The sequence below is a fragment of the Sphingopyxis granuli genome (assembly GCF_001559015.1).
Classification (GTDB): Bacteria; Pseudomonadota; Alphaproteobacteria; order Sphingomonadales; family Sphingomonadaceae; genus Sphingopyxis; species Sphingopyxis granuli.
The window spans coordinates 1-15,961 of sequence record NZ_CP012199.1; the positions used below are offsets into that span (position 1 = coordinate 1).

Genomic DNA, 15,961 nt, shown 5'->3' on the forward strand with positions numbered 1-15,961 from the left:
TTTTAGTGTCCTGCCAGCGTGGTATTGACGGTGGCGTCACTACCCCTATATAAGGTCCATCGGCTTTGAGAACGCGGGCTCACGCCCCCCCTCATCGTCTAAGGATATTTAAGGCCCGCTGTAAGGCGGGCCTTTTCTTTTGTCGACAGAATGGGCGAGCCCCCTCCTGAACGACAATCCAAACCTAAGTTCGGATAAACGGGCTGTCCATCTCATCCAGATCCCGCCGCAGCGGTCCCCCAGCCACCATTAGGAGCCGAGAGAACCGGAAATTGCAGAATGGCCGGAATCATGCCGCCAGGCGTTCTTCGTTGGGTGCTACCGTTGGAGCACTATCAGGCCGGGGCGCAAGGAATCTTGCCAGCGCCGCCTTTCTGGAACTGCGATCAAGGGCGTAATGCGTGAACGACAGTTCCGCCCCTTCTATCAGCGCCTGAATGTATCCCGACACGGTATCCGCCGCCATGATCAGCGCGGAGTCGAGCGTATGGACATAGCGGCTGGTGATCGATCCTGACGCATGGCCGAGCAGCGCTGCGATCGTGATCTCCGTGAAGCCGAGATCGTTGGCCATGCTGGCGAAGCTGTGGCGAAGGACATGGGCCGTGACGTCCTCAAGTTCCGTACCCTTGAAGATCTTCTCCCAATGGCGGGGAAAGCTGCCAAACGCCTTGTCGTCGTTCCTCCCCGGAAACGCGTAGGGGCTTATGTCCTCGGCGCCGTCCGAGCGCCGTTCATCAAAATACTCCAGTACCGGAAGGCCGATTGGCCGGACAGACTGTCCTTCCTTGGTGTCGTCGAGGCGGAACGCGCTGCCGGCGCTGTCAATTTCGGACCATCGAATTTCGATGACCTCGCTGCGCCGACAACCCGTCAATGCGAGCATTCGGATGAGTTCGGTGGTCCGCGTATAACGATCGTCTAGGGCGGCGTTTTCCAGAATGCGGCCCAGCGCCCGATATTCATCCTCATTCAACCGGCGGGTCCGCACGGAGTCCTTGGGCTTGCGCACCCCATGCGCCGGATTGATTTCGATGATCCCCAGTTCGTCACGCGCATAGCTGAGTATTCCGCCCAGCAAGCCGACGGTGCGGTTCGCGACGCCGTGGCCACCACGAACGATGGACCTACCGCGCAGTTTTCCCGTCTTTTCGCTCTGGCGCGTCTTCCCCGCCATGATGTCCTTCATCATGGTGGTCACATCCGCTTTGGTCAGCCGAGTGACCAGCATCTTGCCGATCAGCGGAATGATATGTCGGTTGATACGGCCCAGGTCGGTGGACTTGGTGCTGGTCTTTTTCGGGCGGCCGCCCTTGCCGAGTATCCGACCCTGCTCAAGCTCCTTGATATATAGCTCGCAAAGCTCCTTCACCGCGATCGACTTGCGGGCGCTGTTGCGGTTCTCCAGCGGATCATTGCCCTTGGCGACTTCCGCCAACGCCTGGATCGCGAGCGTGCGAGCCTGTTCGGCGGTCACGGCGCCATGCCGACCGAGCTTCATGCGTCGGCGGACATTGTTGGCGTTTCGGTAATCGACGAAGTATGTTCGTGTGCCCGACGGCATAATGAAGGCGCCAAAGCCCTTCAACTCACTGCACCAGATGGTGTATTGGCTTTCGCGGGTAGGCGACTTGTCGACGACGGATTTCGTTAGCTTTGGCATATTCACCTCGCCAGAGGGGTCCAAAAAAACTCACCAAAAACTCACCAACAAATCGAAAAGGTTGGCGACGTTTAGAGTATCTTGTCGGACCCTCGTTGTCAAAAAAACCGATAAAACACAATGACTTATCGGGCTTTGGCGAAGGTTGGCGCAGCATAGAGTAGGGTAGTGGTTCTAGCTCCGAAGGCGGAGGCCAGAGGTTCGAATCCTCTCGGGTGCGCCATTTTCGATATTATGGCAGAGATTTTCGAAGCTTTTCGAGCTTTCGAGCAACGCCGATTCGGGCATCGATGCTCAACGCCTTCTCATAAGCGTCCACCGCCTCCTGGATCGCGCCTTCCTTTTCGTGCAGTTCGCCGAGGAGCCGCAAAGCATGCGCTTGCAGCGTGCGCTCAGAACCTTGCGCCGCGACATGCAAGCCGGCCAAAAGTGCCTCTCGCATCCCGCGATCCATTGGCTCTTCTGACGCGAGGACCATGCGAATGACATAAAGATCGCCAGCGCCGATGCGCTCGGTCTGCCAGCCCTTGCGGTCGAGCATAGCCCCGTCGAAGTCATAGCCGACACGGCCGCCGTTGTTTCGTAGCAAATAGACGTGGCGGCCGGTGGTATCGAACTCATAACCGTCCGCCCAACCCGTCTCGACCTCCCAGCGGGCGATTTCGTCGCCTAGTTCGAGATCGAAAAGAATGTAGCGGCAACTGTCGTCGCTCCCGGGGGCATTGGCGGTCTGGCAAATAGCGATGCGTCCATCGTCCGACAGGCCATTGCTTATCAGATTGGCGTTCAGTTCCTTTTCGACCAGCTTTGCGCCGTCGGCCCCGAAGGCTACGAACCGACCCTTGAGGCCATCGCCGAACAAGCGGTCGTGGATGATGAAGCTGCCATTGTTCGCGGTCTTTCCATCCGCGGGACGCTCGAGCCGTCCCGTTGCGACAATTTCATCGCCGTGAAGCAGGGACCAGGAACCATGGCCTTCGTGGCGGTATCCGCCGACCGTACCTTCACGATTTCGATCCGCCCAAACCAGGTGAAAATCTCCATTGGGGGACGCGGCATGATGACCGAAAAACCCGATCGACTCGATCCGAACGAGGTCGTGCCCGAACTTTTGCATGCGAAGACCTGTTGTCTTTGGGCGCGTGGGCAGCTCGCTTTGGGTTTCCGTTCTAAACAGCCGCCGCAGAAATCTCTTCATCCCATACTCTCCGTCTCTCGGCGCGTTGCGACTTCCGAGACGTGCAGGGGAGGCCCGCTCGACGCAAGAGGGCTCAAGCTCGCTGCCCGCCTTCTTGCCGATTGACTTGTCGTCAGCGCTACGCCAGATTTCTCGTAGGCCTTCAACAGGGGCCTGCCGCCTGCATTTGCGAAGCCACAATGGCACTGTTTTGATCACTGACCCATCGCATTTCGTGGCTTTGGGGGCGGTAGCAGGCGACGCCGGTCCGAAGCCCACGGAGACCTGCGATGATGTTTCAATATTCCACCCTCGCCGGGCTGAAATCGCTCGCCAAGCAAATCCAAGCGGAGCAATCGGTCCCTCGGCACGATGCGCTCGACCTCGCGGCATGTGCCGGCGGGTTCCAAGGCTATGTCGATGCGAAGCGGAAACTTCCTAGCCGATCCATGCTCCACAATGTCACGGTTCGTCAGAACTGGTGGGGCTATGAAACAAGAGAAATGGGCACGGCGCAAATCGATCTCAAATTGCGTGTGCCACTGACCGAGCTGGTGCGGCGTCACCATCTGACGGGCTATCTGGGCGCCTGCAAGGTCGAAGACTCGGTCTTTCTCGAACGGACGGGCCAGCAGCGCCACGCCAATGAAACCCAATGGTATATCGGCCGGATTGCCCGTGCGCTGCAGTTCATGGCCGCGACCGGTCTCAAACCCTCAAGCGCCCGCAGATGCTATCCGACGCAAGAGTATGACAGTCGTCCGCCCGTCGCGGATCATGATCATTGCTGGTTCGATCCCGACGCGCGAGTCCATATATTGTCAACGGAACCCTATCCCGGGCGGTCCGAACGAGGTGAACCCGGACAGATCGAATGGGAACGGCGGCATGGTTGGAGCACCATGTACGTCGACTGGGGCAGCATTTATGGAAACGGCACGGAGTTCATCCTTTGCTGCCCCGCAGCCTACGCCGCAGTGCTTTCGGCCAAGGTGAAGATTCTCGAATGCTCGCCGCCGGCCGTCGAGGATGAAGCGGTCGTGATCGAGACATTTGATCCCGCCGCGCGCAAGGTCGTCATCTTCGATTAGGCTTACCGGAAAGGAGCGGGGCTGTAGGCGCGCTCTTTCCCGCCGGCTTGGCGGCCGGCTCCTGAGGGCGCGGCACCTGATGTATCGGGCCCCGCCGCACTCTGAACCGGTGGCATTTCGAAATTGCGGGCGTTGAAAGCCGACATGCCCCGGCTTTCCGCCCGCACTCAATCGGACGAAATGGCCGCCTTGTTGCAGGGTGCGTTTCATTGGCCTGGCGCTCGCTGGACGCTCGCGGTTCGTCAGCCACGGTTCGGTGTCGATGTTGCGCGCGGAAAAATGCATCCAGATTTGGGGCCAGTTTCCGTTGCGACAATTCCGGTTTCGGTCAGAACATCTTTGCGCCTTCACAATACGGGCGTGTGACCGGGTTCCGTCACGCATGTCCAGGCGAAAGCTAAAGGTGACGGTATGCGCTCCCGACGCGCGTTTCCTTTGCGCGGTCACTCCTTTTCGAACTGGGAACCAGGTCGATTATAAACAGATAATAAAATGGAAGCTGACTTCATCGAGCCATAACTTCCCTCTTGCGACTCATTCGGTCGCGATTTTGGGAAGGAAGAAAGTGATGAAGAATCTGCAGAACAGCGACGAGCTGATCGAACTCGGCGCGATCAGCGTCGAAACCCGCGGCATCGAACCCGTGGGTCCGCGGGACGAGGACACGAACCAGCACTATCTGTTCGTCGGCGGCATCACGACCGACGACTGACAGCAAGCGGCGTGCCGCTTCCAGGCGGCACGCCGTATGCGCGTCTATCGATCTGGCAGTTCAAATGGCTCTCGCGCTTCGTTCCGGCCTCCATTATCGTCGATTTGACGCGGAGTATGTCTTCTTCGACCTCGCCGCGGATCGCTATTTCCTGCTCTCGGGCGTCGCCGCCAACCGCTTTGGCCGCTTTGTGTCGGGAAGGGCGAGCGCAGCCGATCATGAGCACCTCCTCGCCAGCGATATTCTTGCCGAAGGTTCCGGGAGGGCGATGCGAGATGGCTGCAATCCTGCAACTGTAACGGCGAGCCTGATCGACGCACCGCTCGCCGATGCGCCGCTCGGCACGGCGGTTGCAAGCGTCTGGGCACAGGCGCGTGCCCGCAGAGATCTGAGGCTCCGCAGCCTTGCGGACATCGTAGGCGCATTTGGCGACAAACGATTCAACCTCTCTTCGAGGGATGATAAGGTCTGCGGTGAGATCGCGGCGGCCTTTCTGCGAGTTCGCCGCTACGCACCGGCAATCGACCAGTGCCTCGCCCGCGGCATCGCCATGAAGCGAATGCTGATGCGGCGCGGCTGTGCGGTTTCACTCGTGTTTGGTGTGACCATGCCGTTCGCAGCGCATTGCTGGGTGCAGGCTGGCGAAACAGTGCTTACCGACCCGCTCGATATCGTTCTTCACTATCAGCCGATATTCGCCGTCTAATGGCCGGCGGCTTCCAAATTGAAATAGAGCGCCAGGTTGGAAGCGAGTTTTCCGCTCGAAGCGGCGCGATGCGACCTCCAACCTTTGCATATGCTGGCGTCCGCCTTTGGTCCGACGAGCCAATGATCCAGATCGATCCGCAAACCATCATCATCGGCCATCTTTTTTCGCGAGGCCCGCCAAGCAGGCGGATTGTCAGCCTGAGTCCCGGCGAAGGCCAGCGGCTAGCGGCCGACAAGGCCCGGTTACTGCTTGATGGCTACTGGGGCGGTTATTTGATGGTTCGCATCGATGAGGCGGGCGCTGTGAGGATCCTGCGAGATCCGTCCGGAGCACTCCCCTGCTATTTTCTGTGCGAGGCGGATCGTATCACTCTTGCGGGTGACATCGCGGACCTTGCGTCGCCCGCGCCTGGTCAGGTCGATTTCGAGGAGATCGCACGCGTCATTGCCAGCGGCGATGCGCGGGGGCGACGAACTTGCCTCAGGGGCATCGACGAACTCATTGCCGGGGAATGCATCGTCATTGATCGGAGCCATGTGTCGATCGAACCCTGGTGGACGCCATGGGATCATGTTGATCCGCCGCTCGAGATGGAGGTTGCCGACGCGGCGGTCCGGCTTCGCGAGACCATAACGGACTGCGTTGGAACTTGGGCAAGCTGCTTTTCGTCAATCCTGCTCGGAGCATCGGGTGGCCTCGACTCCTCGATCGTCGCTGCGGCCGCCGCGCCGAGGGCGGACCGCCTTACTTGCCTGACACTATTCGGACCTGATTTCGACGGCGACGAACGTCGCTACGCCGCCGCGCTCGCTGACTCATTGGGGCTCGATCTTCGCGAAGCGTCGCGGGAGATCGGGGACATTGATATCACCCGCGCCGCCGGCCCGCATCATCCTTGGCCGGTCGTCCCGCTGGGCGCGCAAACGAACGAGGCGATTCATCGTCGGCTGCAAAAGGAGCTTTCGATTGACGCGTATTTTACCGGAAATGGGGGCGACGGCGTCCTGTGCAGTATCCGCAGCGCGGTGCCTTTTCTCGATCGGTTTCTTGCGGAGGGGCCGAGATTGGCGCTGTCGGATACGCTTCGCGATATCTGCGTCCTGACTGGCGCCGACAAGATGACCGTTCTGCGCCATGCGTGGAGCCGGTATCGCCGCGCTGGCGGCCGACACGTCGTGCAATATAATGCCTCCGGCCTCTGCGCCGAATTCGTAGCGCGTATCGAGGCAAGCGGGGCCACACATCCCTGGCTCGCGGCGCCGGACGATGTCTTGCCGGGAAAAACGGTTCATGCTGCTTATCTGATGCGCACGCAGCAAGGCGTGGAACTCTACCCCCGCGCTGTTTCGCCCCCGCATATCGCGCCGCTGCTATCGCAGCCGATCGTTGAGCTTTGCCTGTCCATTCCGACCTGGATGTGGATATCCGGCGGTCTCAACCGAGCGGTCGCGCGCAAAGCGTTTGAGGGACGGCTTCCCGCCATTATAACGCGGCGGACCCAGAAGGGTGGTCCCGGGGGCTTCGACCTTGCAATTTATCGCCGGAACCGGGCTGCACTTCTCGAGCATCTTCGCGGCGGTCTCTTGGTAGACGCCGGCATCGTCGATACGACGCTGCTCGACGAACCCGAGGACCGCAGTTGGCGCGGCACCGAACGCATTCAACATATTCTGGCGCTCGGCGCCGCCGAGAGCTGGGCGCGTTGGTGGAGCGCACCTAGAATTTAGGCGGTGGGCCGCAGGTGTGTGGTGCTTCCTTCGCCATTCGGTCCCATTCCGCCAGCCGCTCCGGGAAGGGAGCGTCGCCGTCGCGGATGCCAAGCAGCCAATAATCGAACCAGGCCATATTCTCGCGCATCGCAAGGAGACGGTTCGACGGAATATGAAACAGATGGGTTTCATCCGATGCCGAGCTCGATCCGGGATAGTAGCTGAGCTGCGTCGGCACACGCTCGCTGCGCAACGCTTCGAATAGTTGGGCCTGCGACGGGGATGCCGAGGCTACTTGCTGCAACACGGGCGTACAGACTTTGGCGGCGTTCAATGATGGCGCAAAGCGGCGATATTGAACGATATGGTCGCTGAGCGGCGAGCCGCCATAAACTGGGTTATAGCTATCCCCCGACGATGCGTAGCCCGCGGGCTCCAGGAAGCCGCCGTCGCCGCTCGACGCCGCCCGAAACATCGTCGACTGGGTGACGGCGACATTGACCACCTGCGATCCGCGGCTGTAGCCGGCGAGGCCGACCCGGTTCGGATCGACAAGTCCTGCGGCGGCAAGCTCGTTCACCGCATCCTCGAAACTGTGAACGCCGTTGATCCAGATGAGGCGCTGCAATGTTTCGGGCCCGGGCGGCCCGCTCCCGCGAATCCAAGCCTTATAGGCCGCCAGCAACGCATCGGCCTGCTGCGGCCAGGGGTCGTTGATGAGCAGGACGACATAGCCGCGCTCCGCGAACAGCTGAACCGGATAATTCCACTGGTTTCCTTGGTCGAAGAAGCGGTCATCGGCGTCGCTGCCATGCGTCACGATGATCGCGGGGTAGCTTTGTCCCTTACGATAGGCGCGCGGAAAAATGACATAGCCTGTCGCCTTGTAACCATGCCGGTTGACCCAGGTGCGCGGCTGCACGGAAAGCGGAGCGATCTCCTCGTGCCGCGGCGATATCGCTGCGATGGGTGCGATCTTTCCATTGGCGAGATGAACCCGAACGAGCGCAGGCGGCCGCGTCATGCTTTCCTGGACGCAAAGCGCCAGAGTCAAATCATCGTCGAACCCACATCGCGTCAGGCTCCCTTGACCCGCGATCTCCCGAACACCGTGCTTGTCGAGCATAGCAAGGCCGTACCGCGGATTTCCGAAGCTTCGCGTCCCAAGGACGACATGTCGCCCATCCCGGCTGACCTTGATGCCCGCTGACCGAAGGTCGCCAATCGTGAAGCCAACTCGGCCGTAGCTATGGCGTGGTCCGCCGGGGAGCGTTTCGATCAATTCGGGCCGGTCCCCGTTTCCCGATGTGGCAAGTTCGCCGCCACGCGGGCCTTTGAGAAGCCAGAGGGTTTGGAGATCCTGCTCGTTCGCGAGGATGCGCATCTTTCCGGTTTGACGATCCCAGGCGCGAACTTCGAATTCGCCCCCGCCGGTGCCACCAGGCTTCTCGACCCGAAACTGAATCTCGTCGCCGTGCCAGAGGATATTGGCGCCGGCGTACATTGCCATGCGGTCGCTCGAGGGCCGCGTCATGACCTTGATGCTGTGCCCGTCAGGCCCGCGCAAATAGAATTCGACTTCGGCCTCGGTCGTCGATCGCCGCCGATTGCTCATCGCGCTGACTTCTTCATCGAACCGGACGCGCGGCGATGTCGGTCTCGCCTTGAGGAGTGAATACCAGAGCCATTGCCCATCAGGCGACCAGGCATAGGCCAATACGCCCACATGATGTGGAACGGTCCCACCGCCCACGGGCAGGGACAGGTCAGCGCGACCGACTGCTACGGTCGCCGGATTGACGATCAGGGGTGCGATCGATCCCGCGTTGTCGATCCGGTACAGTTGCAGCCCTCCGCCGATGTCGAGAAGACCGCTCCAATCGTTCGTTCCCGGAATGCGTTGGAATAATTTCGCGATGTTTGCGTGTCGCAGGTCACGCTGCGCTCCGCTGGCAATATCGACAAGCCGGATCACGGCCTGCGGTCTTCCAGCCTTCTCATCTGCAATTTCCGCAGCATAAATCGCGAGGCGCCCGTCGCGCGAAAGCGCGATCTCGTTCACTTCCGGAACTAGGAGAATATCCTCGAGTGTCCATGGACGCCCGATGCTCTCCCCTGCCGCTACAGCAGGGGAGAGCGCTGCGGCGGCAAGGGTCGTCGCAACGGACAAACCGGTTTTGAAGGCATACATCATGCCGCCCTCCTCACCAGTCACGGCTGATCGTCAGCCCGAAAAAGCGGCCGATCGCCGAATAGTTGGTGGAATCAAAGGGCGTGTCGCTGGGCGATGCTACCGCCGTCCTGTCAGGCTTTGCGTTGAAGATATTGAGCGCGTTTACGGATAGCTCGGCGAGGTCGCCGATCTTGATGCGGGCCGCGAGATCGACGGTGGCCACAGGCGAAACCTTTGCCGGCACCGCGCGCCGGCGGTCTGTTACCCCGCCGGTAAAATTCACGAAGGACGCGATCGTGAAGCGTTCGTCGCCGAAGGTCGCGCCTCCGCGTGCGCGAAAGTGCGGCGAATTGAAGATCGTGCCCGCGAGGTCGGTGACCGGAAGGCCGGGCAGCAATTGCTGCCGGCTGTCGAGCCAGGTCGCATTGACCGTGACGGTCAGCGCCCGCCCGCCGCCCACAGGCGCGCGGTAGCGAAGCGAGAGGTCGGCCCCCTCATAGCGTTGCGATGCGATATTGCGGTCGCGGCCATCGATGAGCGCGATGACGTTGGCGGGATTATAGGGCCCGCCGGTTGCGTTCCCGAGCGGGTCCGATGCACCGACGATCGCCGCGTCGAGCTGGGCTGCGGAAGGATTGAAGGTCACCAGGCTCGTGAAGAGGGGATTGGTCAATATCCCCAGCGGTGAACCGAAGGGCGGGGCGACACGGTCGCGATAATCGATCCGGAACAGGCTCGTCACGATCTGCAGCCGCGGCGAAGGCTGGAAGGTCGCGCTCAGCGTCATATTCTCCGAGCGCTCGGGGCCGACGTCGGGGTTCGGCCCGCCGATATAGAGATAGGTCGAGCCGGGCGGGAAAAGCGTGCCATATCCCGTCACTGGCAGCAGCACGGGCGTATAGCCGCTATATTGCTGATTGAGCGTCGGCATCTTGAAGGAGCGCCCCCATGAAACGCCGAGGCTGAGCTCCGGCGCCGGCGCATAAACAAAACCGAGCTTTGGCGTGACGATGCTGCCCGAGTCGGAGTAATCCTCCCAGCGGAGTGCGGCGGTAATCGACGCGCGATGCGCGAAAGCGAGGTCCTGCGCAGGGCCGGCGAGCGGCACGAAAAGTTCGCCGTAAGCGAAGCGGTTTTCGCGCGTTGGTGCGAAGTTGCGCCCCGCGACCAGTGCCACGATGCGGTTGCTTCGCCAGCCGCCGCCTGCCGCGAGCCTCACGTCACCCCCGGGAAGGGTGAACAGCGGACCCTCGATGCCCGCTTCGACACTGACGCTCCGATTGTCGAAGATCCGGATCGATCGAGCTTCGACGTCGTTGGTGAAGTTCTGGGTGACGCCATAGGTCTTGTCGGTGCCGTAAAAGCCGGTGAGCCGAGCAGTCCACGCACCGCCGATTTCGGCTTCCAGCGTCGGCGCCACGCCGAATGTCTCGAATTCATTGTCGACAACGAGACCCCGGGTCGTAATCGGCCGGTCGGCGAGCAGCCCGCGCACCGATTGCATGTCGCCGCGTTTGTAGATGACATCGGCTTTCAGCCGAAGGCTGGGCGTCAATTCCTGGTGCCCGCTCAATAGCAGGCTGTGCCGCTTCAGACTGGGATAAAGGGTCGAGGCGGGGTTGCTGGTCGCGGTGTAGCTGCGGTCGCGCGCGAGAATCGCGCTGTTGTCGAAATAGTCGTAAGTCGCCATGAATCCGCCGCCCGACCATTTGGCGCCGCCGAGCAGATTATATTGCTGCTGGAAATTGCCCCCATCGGTGGAGCCGCCAAGCCGGGCGCTCGTGGTGACGCCCTCATAGTCCTTGCGGAGGAGGATGTTGACGACTCCCGCGACGGCGTCGGCGCCATAGATTGCCGAAGCACCGTCGGCGACGATCTCGATCCGCTCGACCGCCGCAGTAGGTATCGCGCTGATATCGATCACGCTTTGCGTACCGCTGTAAGCAAACCGGTTGCCATTGAGCAGCGTCAATGTGGCGCTGGGCCCGATGCCCCTCAGGTTGAAGGTCGATGCCCCGTTGACGTTGACGTCCTATCCCCTGTGTGCCTTGCCCCGAACCGATACCGGGGTTCTGGCCGCCGCCGAAATTCTGCGGCAGGCTGCGCGCAACCTCGCCGAGATCGGCTTGACCGCCATTGCGGATATCTTCGCTCGTGACGCGGATCACCGGGGCTGCGGACGGGGCGCCGGAGATCCGGCTGCCGGTCACGACGATGTCTTCTTGCGCCGGACTGCTCTCGGACTGCGCTCGCCCCAAAATGATGACCGAACCACGCTCGAAGCGCGGGGTCAGCCCAGTTCCGCGCAGCAGGGTCTCGATTGCTTCGCGCGGGGTGATGTCGCCCTTGAGCGGTCGGGTCGTCCGGCCCGCGAGATCGGCACTTGATGCGTAAAGTTCGATCCCAGCTTGCTCGGCCACTTTTCGCAACGCATCGCCGAGATCCTGCGCTGGCAGATCGAAGCTCTGGCGATCCTGCAGCTGAGCCGCCGCGGCAACGGGATGCAGACAGGCTACACCCACCATCAGCGACAGGCAAAAACGAGATTTTCCGGACATCATTATACTCCCCCTGGGTTGTGACCGGATGCTTGGGCACACGGCCATTGGGGGAGCGATGACGCCGGGTCGGCGACCGCCTTAGGGGAATGATGAAATAATTATCGTTGGCGAAGGTGGATGCCGTCGGTGCGCTTGACGGTCTCCAGATCGAACAATTGGCCGAGCCGCTCGGCCACTCTCTCGGGCTGGCTGATCCTGAACCGGCCCGACGCTTCGAGCCCAGCGGTTCTTGCGTCGTCGACAATGATTGGCTTCACCGCGTAGCGGTTGGCTTCCGCAATGAGCTGATCGAGCCGGACCGAGCGATAGTCCGCCCAGCCAGACGGCCATTCGCGGCTGCCTTGCTGTGTCGGCGATGCGGCCGGTAGCTGCTCCTTGCCGCCGGGACCGTAGGTCACGGACCGTCCCGATGGCAGGACTTGGGCGCGCGGGTTGCCGGTTTCAGGGGCGCCGCCAAAGCGAATATCGGCTTCGCCGCGCAGCACCGTCACGCTGAGCGCGCCATTTTCCTCGAAACCGATATCGAATGCCGCATCCTCGGCCGTGACCACGCCGCCGCCCGCCTCGACGCGCAGTGGCTGTTCATTGTTGGTCACCGAAAGCCGGACGCGCCCTTTGGCAAGCCGGAGATGGCGCGTCGCTTGCGCAAATGAGACTTCGAGCCGGCTATCGGTATCGAGCACTGCGGTTGAACCATCGGCAAAGCGGAAGCTGCGGATTTCCCCGCGGCGGGTTACCAGCGGCTCGGCCGCGCGCGCCGTGAGCGCACCGTCTCCGAGCGGACCGGAGAGCGGAGCCCCGCCAGCGCCGAAAGCCAGAAATACCACCGCAGCGGCGGCGATCACGGCTCCCGCCGACAGCCAGCGTCGCGCGGCCGGGCGTCGGCCGCGGCGCTGTTCGGTTTGCGCAGTGCCGTGACGCGGCGAGGATTTCAGGATCGCCGAGGCGGCGAGCTTCTTCGTGATCCGTTCATAGGCCGCCTTGTGGTCTGGCGAGGCCGAAAGCCAGGCGTCGAACTCGCCGCGGTGCGCCTCGGGGTTCTCGCCGCGCATCTTCACGAGCCAGGCGTGCGCTACCGTGTCGACCGGATAATCGTCAGACGCCTCACTCATTGGCCGCCGTCCACCACCTTCGCGATAAAGCCGAGCGCCCTCATCATATGATATTCCACCGTCGCGATGCTGATGCCGAGGCATTCATGTATCTCACGATAGCTGAGTTCGTCGACCCGGTGCATCAGAAACACCCGGCGTGTCTTTGGCGGCATGGCGTCGACCGCCTCTTCATACAGCCGGAGAAGGTCGTCGGCTTCCATATTCCATTCCTGCTGCGGCGGGCTGGCGGCGTCGCTTTCCTCCTGAAAGGAAAAGAAGAGCGCGGGATTGCGCCGCTGCCTCCGGGCGCGGTCGATCAGCAGATTCTGCGCTATGCGGCGAAGGAAGCCGCCGGGATTGGCGAGGCTGTGGCGCTGCTCGCTGCCCGCCGCGCGCGCGAAAACTTCCTGCACGAGATCCGGCGCTTCTTCAGGCCCCGCCTTTCGGCGAAGAAAATGAAAGAGCCAAGGACCATGCGCCCGAAAAGCGTCATCGAGGTCGCAAGCCTCCGCCGGTGCCATGACTGGCCGGTCGTCGGGATGCGCGTGACAGGCCGACGACACCGAAAAGGGGTGGCGCTGCTGTGACAATTTCTTGGAGGAAAAGGAAGACAAGGGACACAGCCGACCGGCACGAGACAGCAGTCCGGCGCTTGCCGGGCTATCGATCTCCCAACGCTGTGCCGCCGTTGGGCCGCGCGAGGGCGACCTGGTCCGGATCGGCCGCCTGTCCGGCAAGGACGGGCGTTCATAATGGCTGGCGATATTATCGCACGGGCGTTGCCAGATCGATCCCGCACCCCGAATCATGTCAGCATGGCCGCGCAAAGACAAGGATTATGGGTGGAATCAGGCGCTGAGCGCCGGGTCCGGCTCTATGACGCGCCTCCGAGTAGCCGGGCGTAGCTGGCCGCTTCGCCGGCGCGGCGTTCGTGATAGCGGAACAGAAGGTTGCGCGTCTCATGCGGCGGGCCGCTTGTCAGCGCGGCCGCGAGCGCATCCAGTTCGGCGACTGTTTCGCCGACAAGCTGTTCGTCGAGGTGCCGCGCCAGATGGAGGCGGTCGCCGAGCGCGGTGATGCTCGCGACCAGTTCGCCATTGCCCGACCGCGCTGCCATTTCGATGAACAGCCCGGCGGTTCGGTCGGGATAGTCGCCATCCCGCGGATCCGGCGCCGCGCGCCCGCGCGGGGTCGTCGCAAGCGCCGCGAGCAGCAGGATGAGGTGGAGTTCGAGCATGTCGCGATATTCGGTCTCGGAAAGGCTATGCGCGTGAAATCCGTCGCCATGGGTGAAATCGACCATGCGCTCGCCCGCCAGGCGGTAGAGGCAGTCGCGCACCGGCGTCACGCTGACGCCGAGCTGATCGGCGATCTTCGCCGATTCCAAGCGGCTGCCGGGCGTCCAGCCGCCCGCCATCAACCGGCGCTTGATCGCTTCATAAGTCGGCTCGACGACATGCGCGGGACTCATGCGCTGTTCCGCTCGGCCGCCGCAAAGCCTGCGAGCATCTCCATCTGGTCGGGACGCAGCCCATCGACGGCGCCGACATGTTCCGGGACTTCGCCTCCGAGCAGGATCGAAGGACATTGGCCTTCATAATTGCCGAGATTGGGACGGTGCTGGCGATAGCCCGCGAGCGCGGCGAGCTCGGGCGGGAACCCGCGTGCGACCTCGGGCGGATAGGCGAGCCACAAATTCTCATAGGGTTTGAGCCAGCCGAGACTGTAGCCGATCACGACGCCGCGCCGCACCTGGTCGGTGATATTGGCGCCGGCGCCATGTGCGGTCGAGCCCAGAAAACAGATCGCGGCGCCCGGGTCGCACGCCGCGACGATCGGCTCGCCGGGATCCGTCTTTGCCATGCCGTCCGCGCCATGACTGTGCGGATAGATGTGCGTCGCGCCATTGTCGGCGGTGAAGGGGGTGAGCGGCCAGATGATGTTGACCAGATACTCATGCGCGCCTTTTTCTCCCGCCCACATGTCATGGTCGCGGTGCGGAAACTGCCGGATCTCGCCCGGATGGATTTCGATCGCCTGCGCGACATTGAGCTGGATGCTCTCGCAGGCATCGCCGAGAATGGATTCGACCGCCGCGAGAATTGTGGGTTCGAGCGCCAATGCCTGCGCCCAGGCCGAGCGCTTCATCAGCGCGCCGAATCTTTTGGTGCGATGACCGTAGAAATCCCCGCGCCCGAACGGTGTCGCGGCGAAGACCGGATCGAGATCGGCGTCGAGCGCCGCAATCGCATCCGGGGGAATCAGGTCGGGGACGATGCAATATCCTGTCCGGCGCAGTTCGCGGGCAAGATCATCGGACGCAAGACCGGTCATGCTTCCGCCTCCCCATCGTCGTCGGCGAGGCGGAGCGAGAGCGGCGCATAGACGCCGCCGCGCTTGAGGTCGTCCAGCACATGCGCGTCGATATGGATGTGCAATGCCATCAATCTCCCGCCCGGATCCGCGGCCTTCGGCACGAGCGCCTCGCATCTCCAGCCGAACTCCCGTACCTGATCGAACCAGCACAGGTCGGCGACGCCGGTATAATCGGTGATGCCTTCGCGCAGCGCATGCTCTGCAAGGGCGGTCACCAGCTGGTCGCGCGCGGCGCGGCGCGATGCTGCGTCCTGGTCGCGGTCGAGGCAGAAGCGGCTGATCTCGCAGACGGTTGGACCGCGCGGCACCTCGCCCGCGCACAGATGGGCATAATGCTCACCGAGAAGATGCGCGCCCTCGGTCGGGAGCAGCCGCGCCGATGCGCGGTGACGGCCATCGGCATCGAGAAGAATGAGGTAGCGCGCCGCCGGCGTGTCGAACTCGTCGAGCTCATATTGGCCGGCGAGCACCGGCAGGTCCCATTTGAGCAGGTCGATGAAGACGCTCTTGCGCGCGGCGAACATGGCGCGCAGCGCCGCGTTCCCGGGCGCGGCGGGCGCCCGCGGGGTCGTGTCGATCATGATGATTCCTCGGCTGTTGGTGCCGGGAATCAAATCATTTTCCGTGGACTGCGCGTATCCCCAGATATGAGGATGATCCGCGCGATTCCAGAAGCTCTTGATAGTTGAGCCTGTC

The 15,961-nt window shown here is 62.4% G+C and carries 13 protein-coding genes and 1 pseudogene; 4 read left to right on the top strand and 10 right to left on the bottom strand.

Annotated elements, in window-relative coordinates:
• Positions 1 to 289 precede the first annotated feature (289 nt).
• Both SGRAN_RS00005 and SGRAN_RS00010 read right to left on the bottom strand, forming a co-directional pair.
• Positions 290 to 1,663, bottom strand: coding sequence for a tyrosine-type recombinase/integrase (locus SGRAN_RS00005; RefSeq protein ID WP_067179622.1), 1,374 nt, complete (start codon positions 1,661 to 1,663; stop codon positions 290 to 292).
• Between the two features lie 232 nt (positions 1,664 to 1,895).
• Positions 1,896 to 2,861 (bottom strand): tetratricopeptide repeat protein, encoded by a 966-nt coding sequence (locus tag SGRAN_RS00010; RefSeq protein ID WP_137893521.1) that lies wholly within the window; start codon positions 2,859 to 2,861, stop codon positions 1,896 to 1,898.
• Between the two features lie 428 nt (positions 2,862 to 3,289).
• Here SGRAN_RS00010 and SGRAN_RS00015 point away from each other — a divergent pair, with 428 nt between their 5' ends.
• The 4 genes from SGRAN_RS00015 to SGRAN_RS00025 all read left to right on the top strand — a co-directional run bounded on the left by SGRAN_RS00015 (position 3,290) and on the right by SGRAN_RS00025 (position 7,079).
• On the top strand, positions 3,290 to 3,931 hold the full coding sequence (locus SGRAN_RS00015) for a hypothetical protein (RefSeq protein WP_148650759.1): 642 nt from the start codon (positions 3,290 to 3,292) through the stop codon (positions 3,929 to 3,931).
• Between the two features lie 568 nt (positions 3,932 to 4,499).
• Complete coding sequence (locus tag SGRAN_RS22020; protein WP_137893519.1) at positions 4,500 to 4,643, top strand: benenodin family lasso peptide; 144 nt, start codon at positions 4,500 to 4,502, stop codon at positions 4,641 to 4,643.
• A gap of 64 nt (positions 4,644 to 4,707) precedes the next feature.
• Positions 4,708 to 5,349, top strand: coding sequence for a lasso peptide biosynthesis B2 protein (locus SGRAN_RS00020; RefSeq protein WP_067179626.1), 642 nt, complete (start codon positions 4,708 to 4,710; stop codon positions 5,347 to 5,349).
• Positions 5,350 to 5,471: 122 nt separating this feature from the next.
• Complete coding sequence (locus SGRAN_RS00025) at positions 5,472 to 7,079, top strand: asparagine synthase-related protein (RefSeq protein WP_067179629.1); 1,608 nt, start codon at positions 5,472 to 5,474, stop codon at positions 7,077 to 7,079.
• Here the strand turns inward: SGRAN_RS00025 and SGRAN_RS00030 are convergent.
• From SGRAN_RS00030 to SGRAN_RS00060, 8 genes and pseudogenes are all read right to left on the bottom strand, one after another.
• Positions 7,069 to 9,255 carry a prolyl oligopeptidase family serine peptidase gene (locus SGRAN_RS00030; protein ID WP_082737018.1) on the bottom strand — a complete coding sequence of 729 codons (2,187 nt, stop codon included), beginning with the start codon at positions 9,253 to 9,255 and terminating at the stop codon, positions 7,069 to 7,071. The two genes, SGRAN_RS00025 and SGRAN_RS00030, sit on opposite strands and share 11 nt — an antisense overlap.
• A gap of 10 nt (positions 9,256 to 9,265) precedes the next feature.
• Positions 9,266 to 11,206, bottom strand: coding sequence for a TonB-dependent receptor plug domain-containing protein (locus SGRAN_RS00035; protein WP_237233622.1), 1,941 nt, complete (start codon positions 11,204 to 11,206; stop codon positions 9,266 to 9,268).
• 334 nt (positions 11,207 to 11,540) lie between these two features.
• Positions 11,541 to 11,840 (bottom strand): annotated as a pseudogene (locus SGRAN_RS22865) (hypothetical protein); the annotation flags it as partial.
• Positions 11,841 to 11,893: 53 nt separating this feature from the next.
• On the bottom strand, positions 11,894 to 12,907 hold the full coding sequence (locus SGRAN_RS00040; protein ID WP_067179635.1) for a FecR family protein: 1,014 nt from the start codon (positions 12,905 to 12,907) through the stop codon (positions 11,894 to 11,896).
• Positions 12,904 to 13,698 carry an RNA polymerase sigma factor gene (locus SGRAN_RS23105; protein WP_082737020.1) on the bottom strand — a complete coding sequence of 265 codons (795 nt, stop codon included), beginning with the start codon at positions 13,696 to 13,698 and terminating at the stop codon, positions 12,904 to 12,906. Before SGRAN_RS23105 ends, SGRAN_RS00040 begins: the two co-directional genes overlap by 4 nt.
• A 65-nt stretch (positions 13,699 to 13,763) precedes the next feature.
• Positions 13,764 to 14,360 (bottom strand): GntR family transcriptional regulator, encoded by a 597-nt coding sequence (locus tag SGRAN_RS00050; RefSeq protein WP_053555755.1) that lies wholly within the window; start codon positions 14,358 to 14,360, stop codon positions 13,764 to 13,766.
• Complete coding sequence (locus SGRAN_RS00055; protein WP_067179637.1) at positions 14,357 to 15,223, bottom strand: phytanoyl-CoA dioxygenase family protein; 867 nt, start codon at positions 15,221 to 15,223, stop codon at positions 14,357 to 14,359. Before SGRAN_RS00055 ends, SGRAN_RS00050 begins: the two co-directional genes overlap by 4 nt.
• A complete protein-coding gene (locus tag SGRAN_RS00060) occupies positions 15,220 to 15,846 on the bottom strand; it encodes an acyl-homoserine-lactone synthase (protein WP_067186751.1) in 627 nt (208 codons plus the stop codon). Before SGRAN_RS00060 ends, SGRAN_RS00055 begins: the two co-directional genes overlap by 4 nt.
• Positions 15,847 to 15,961 lie beyond the last annotated feature (115 nt).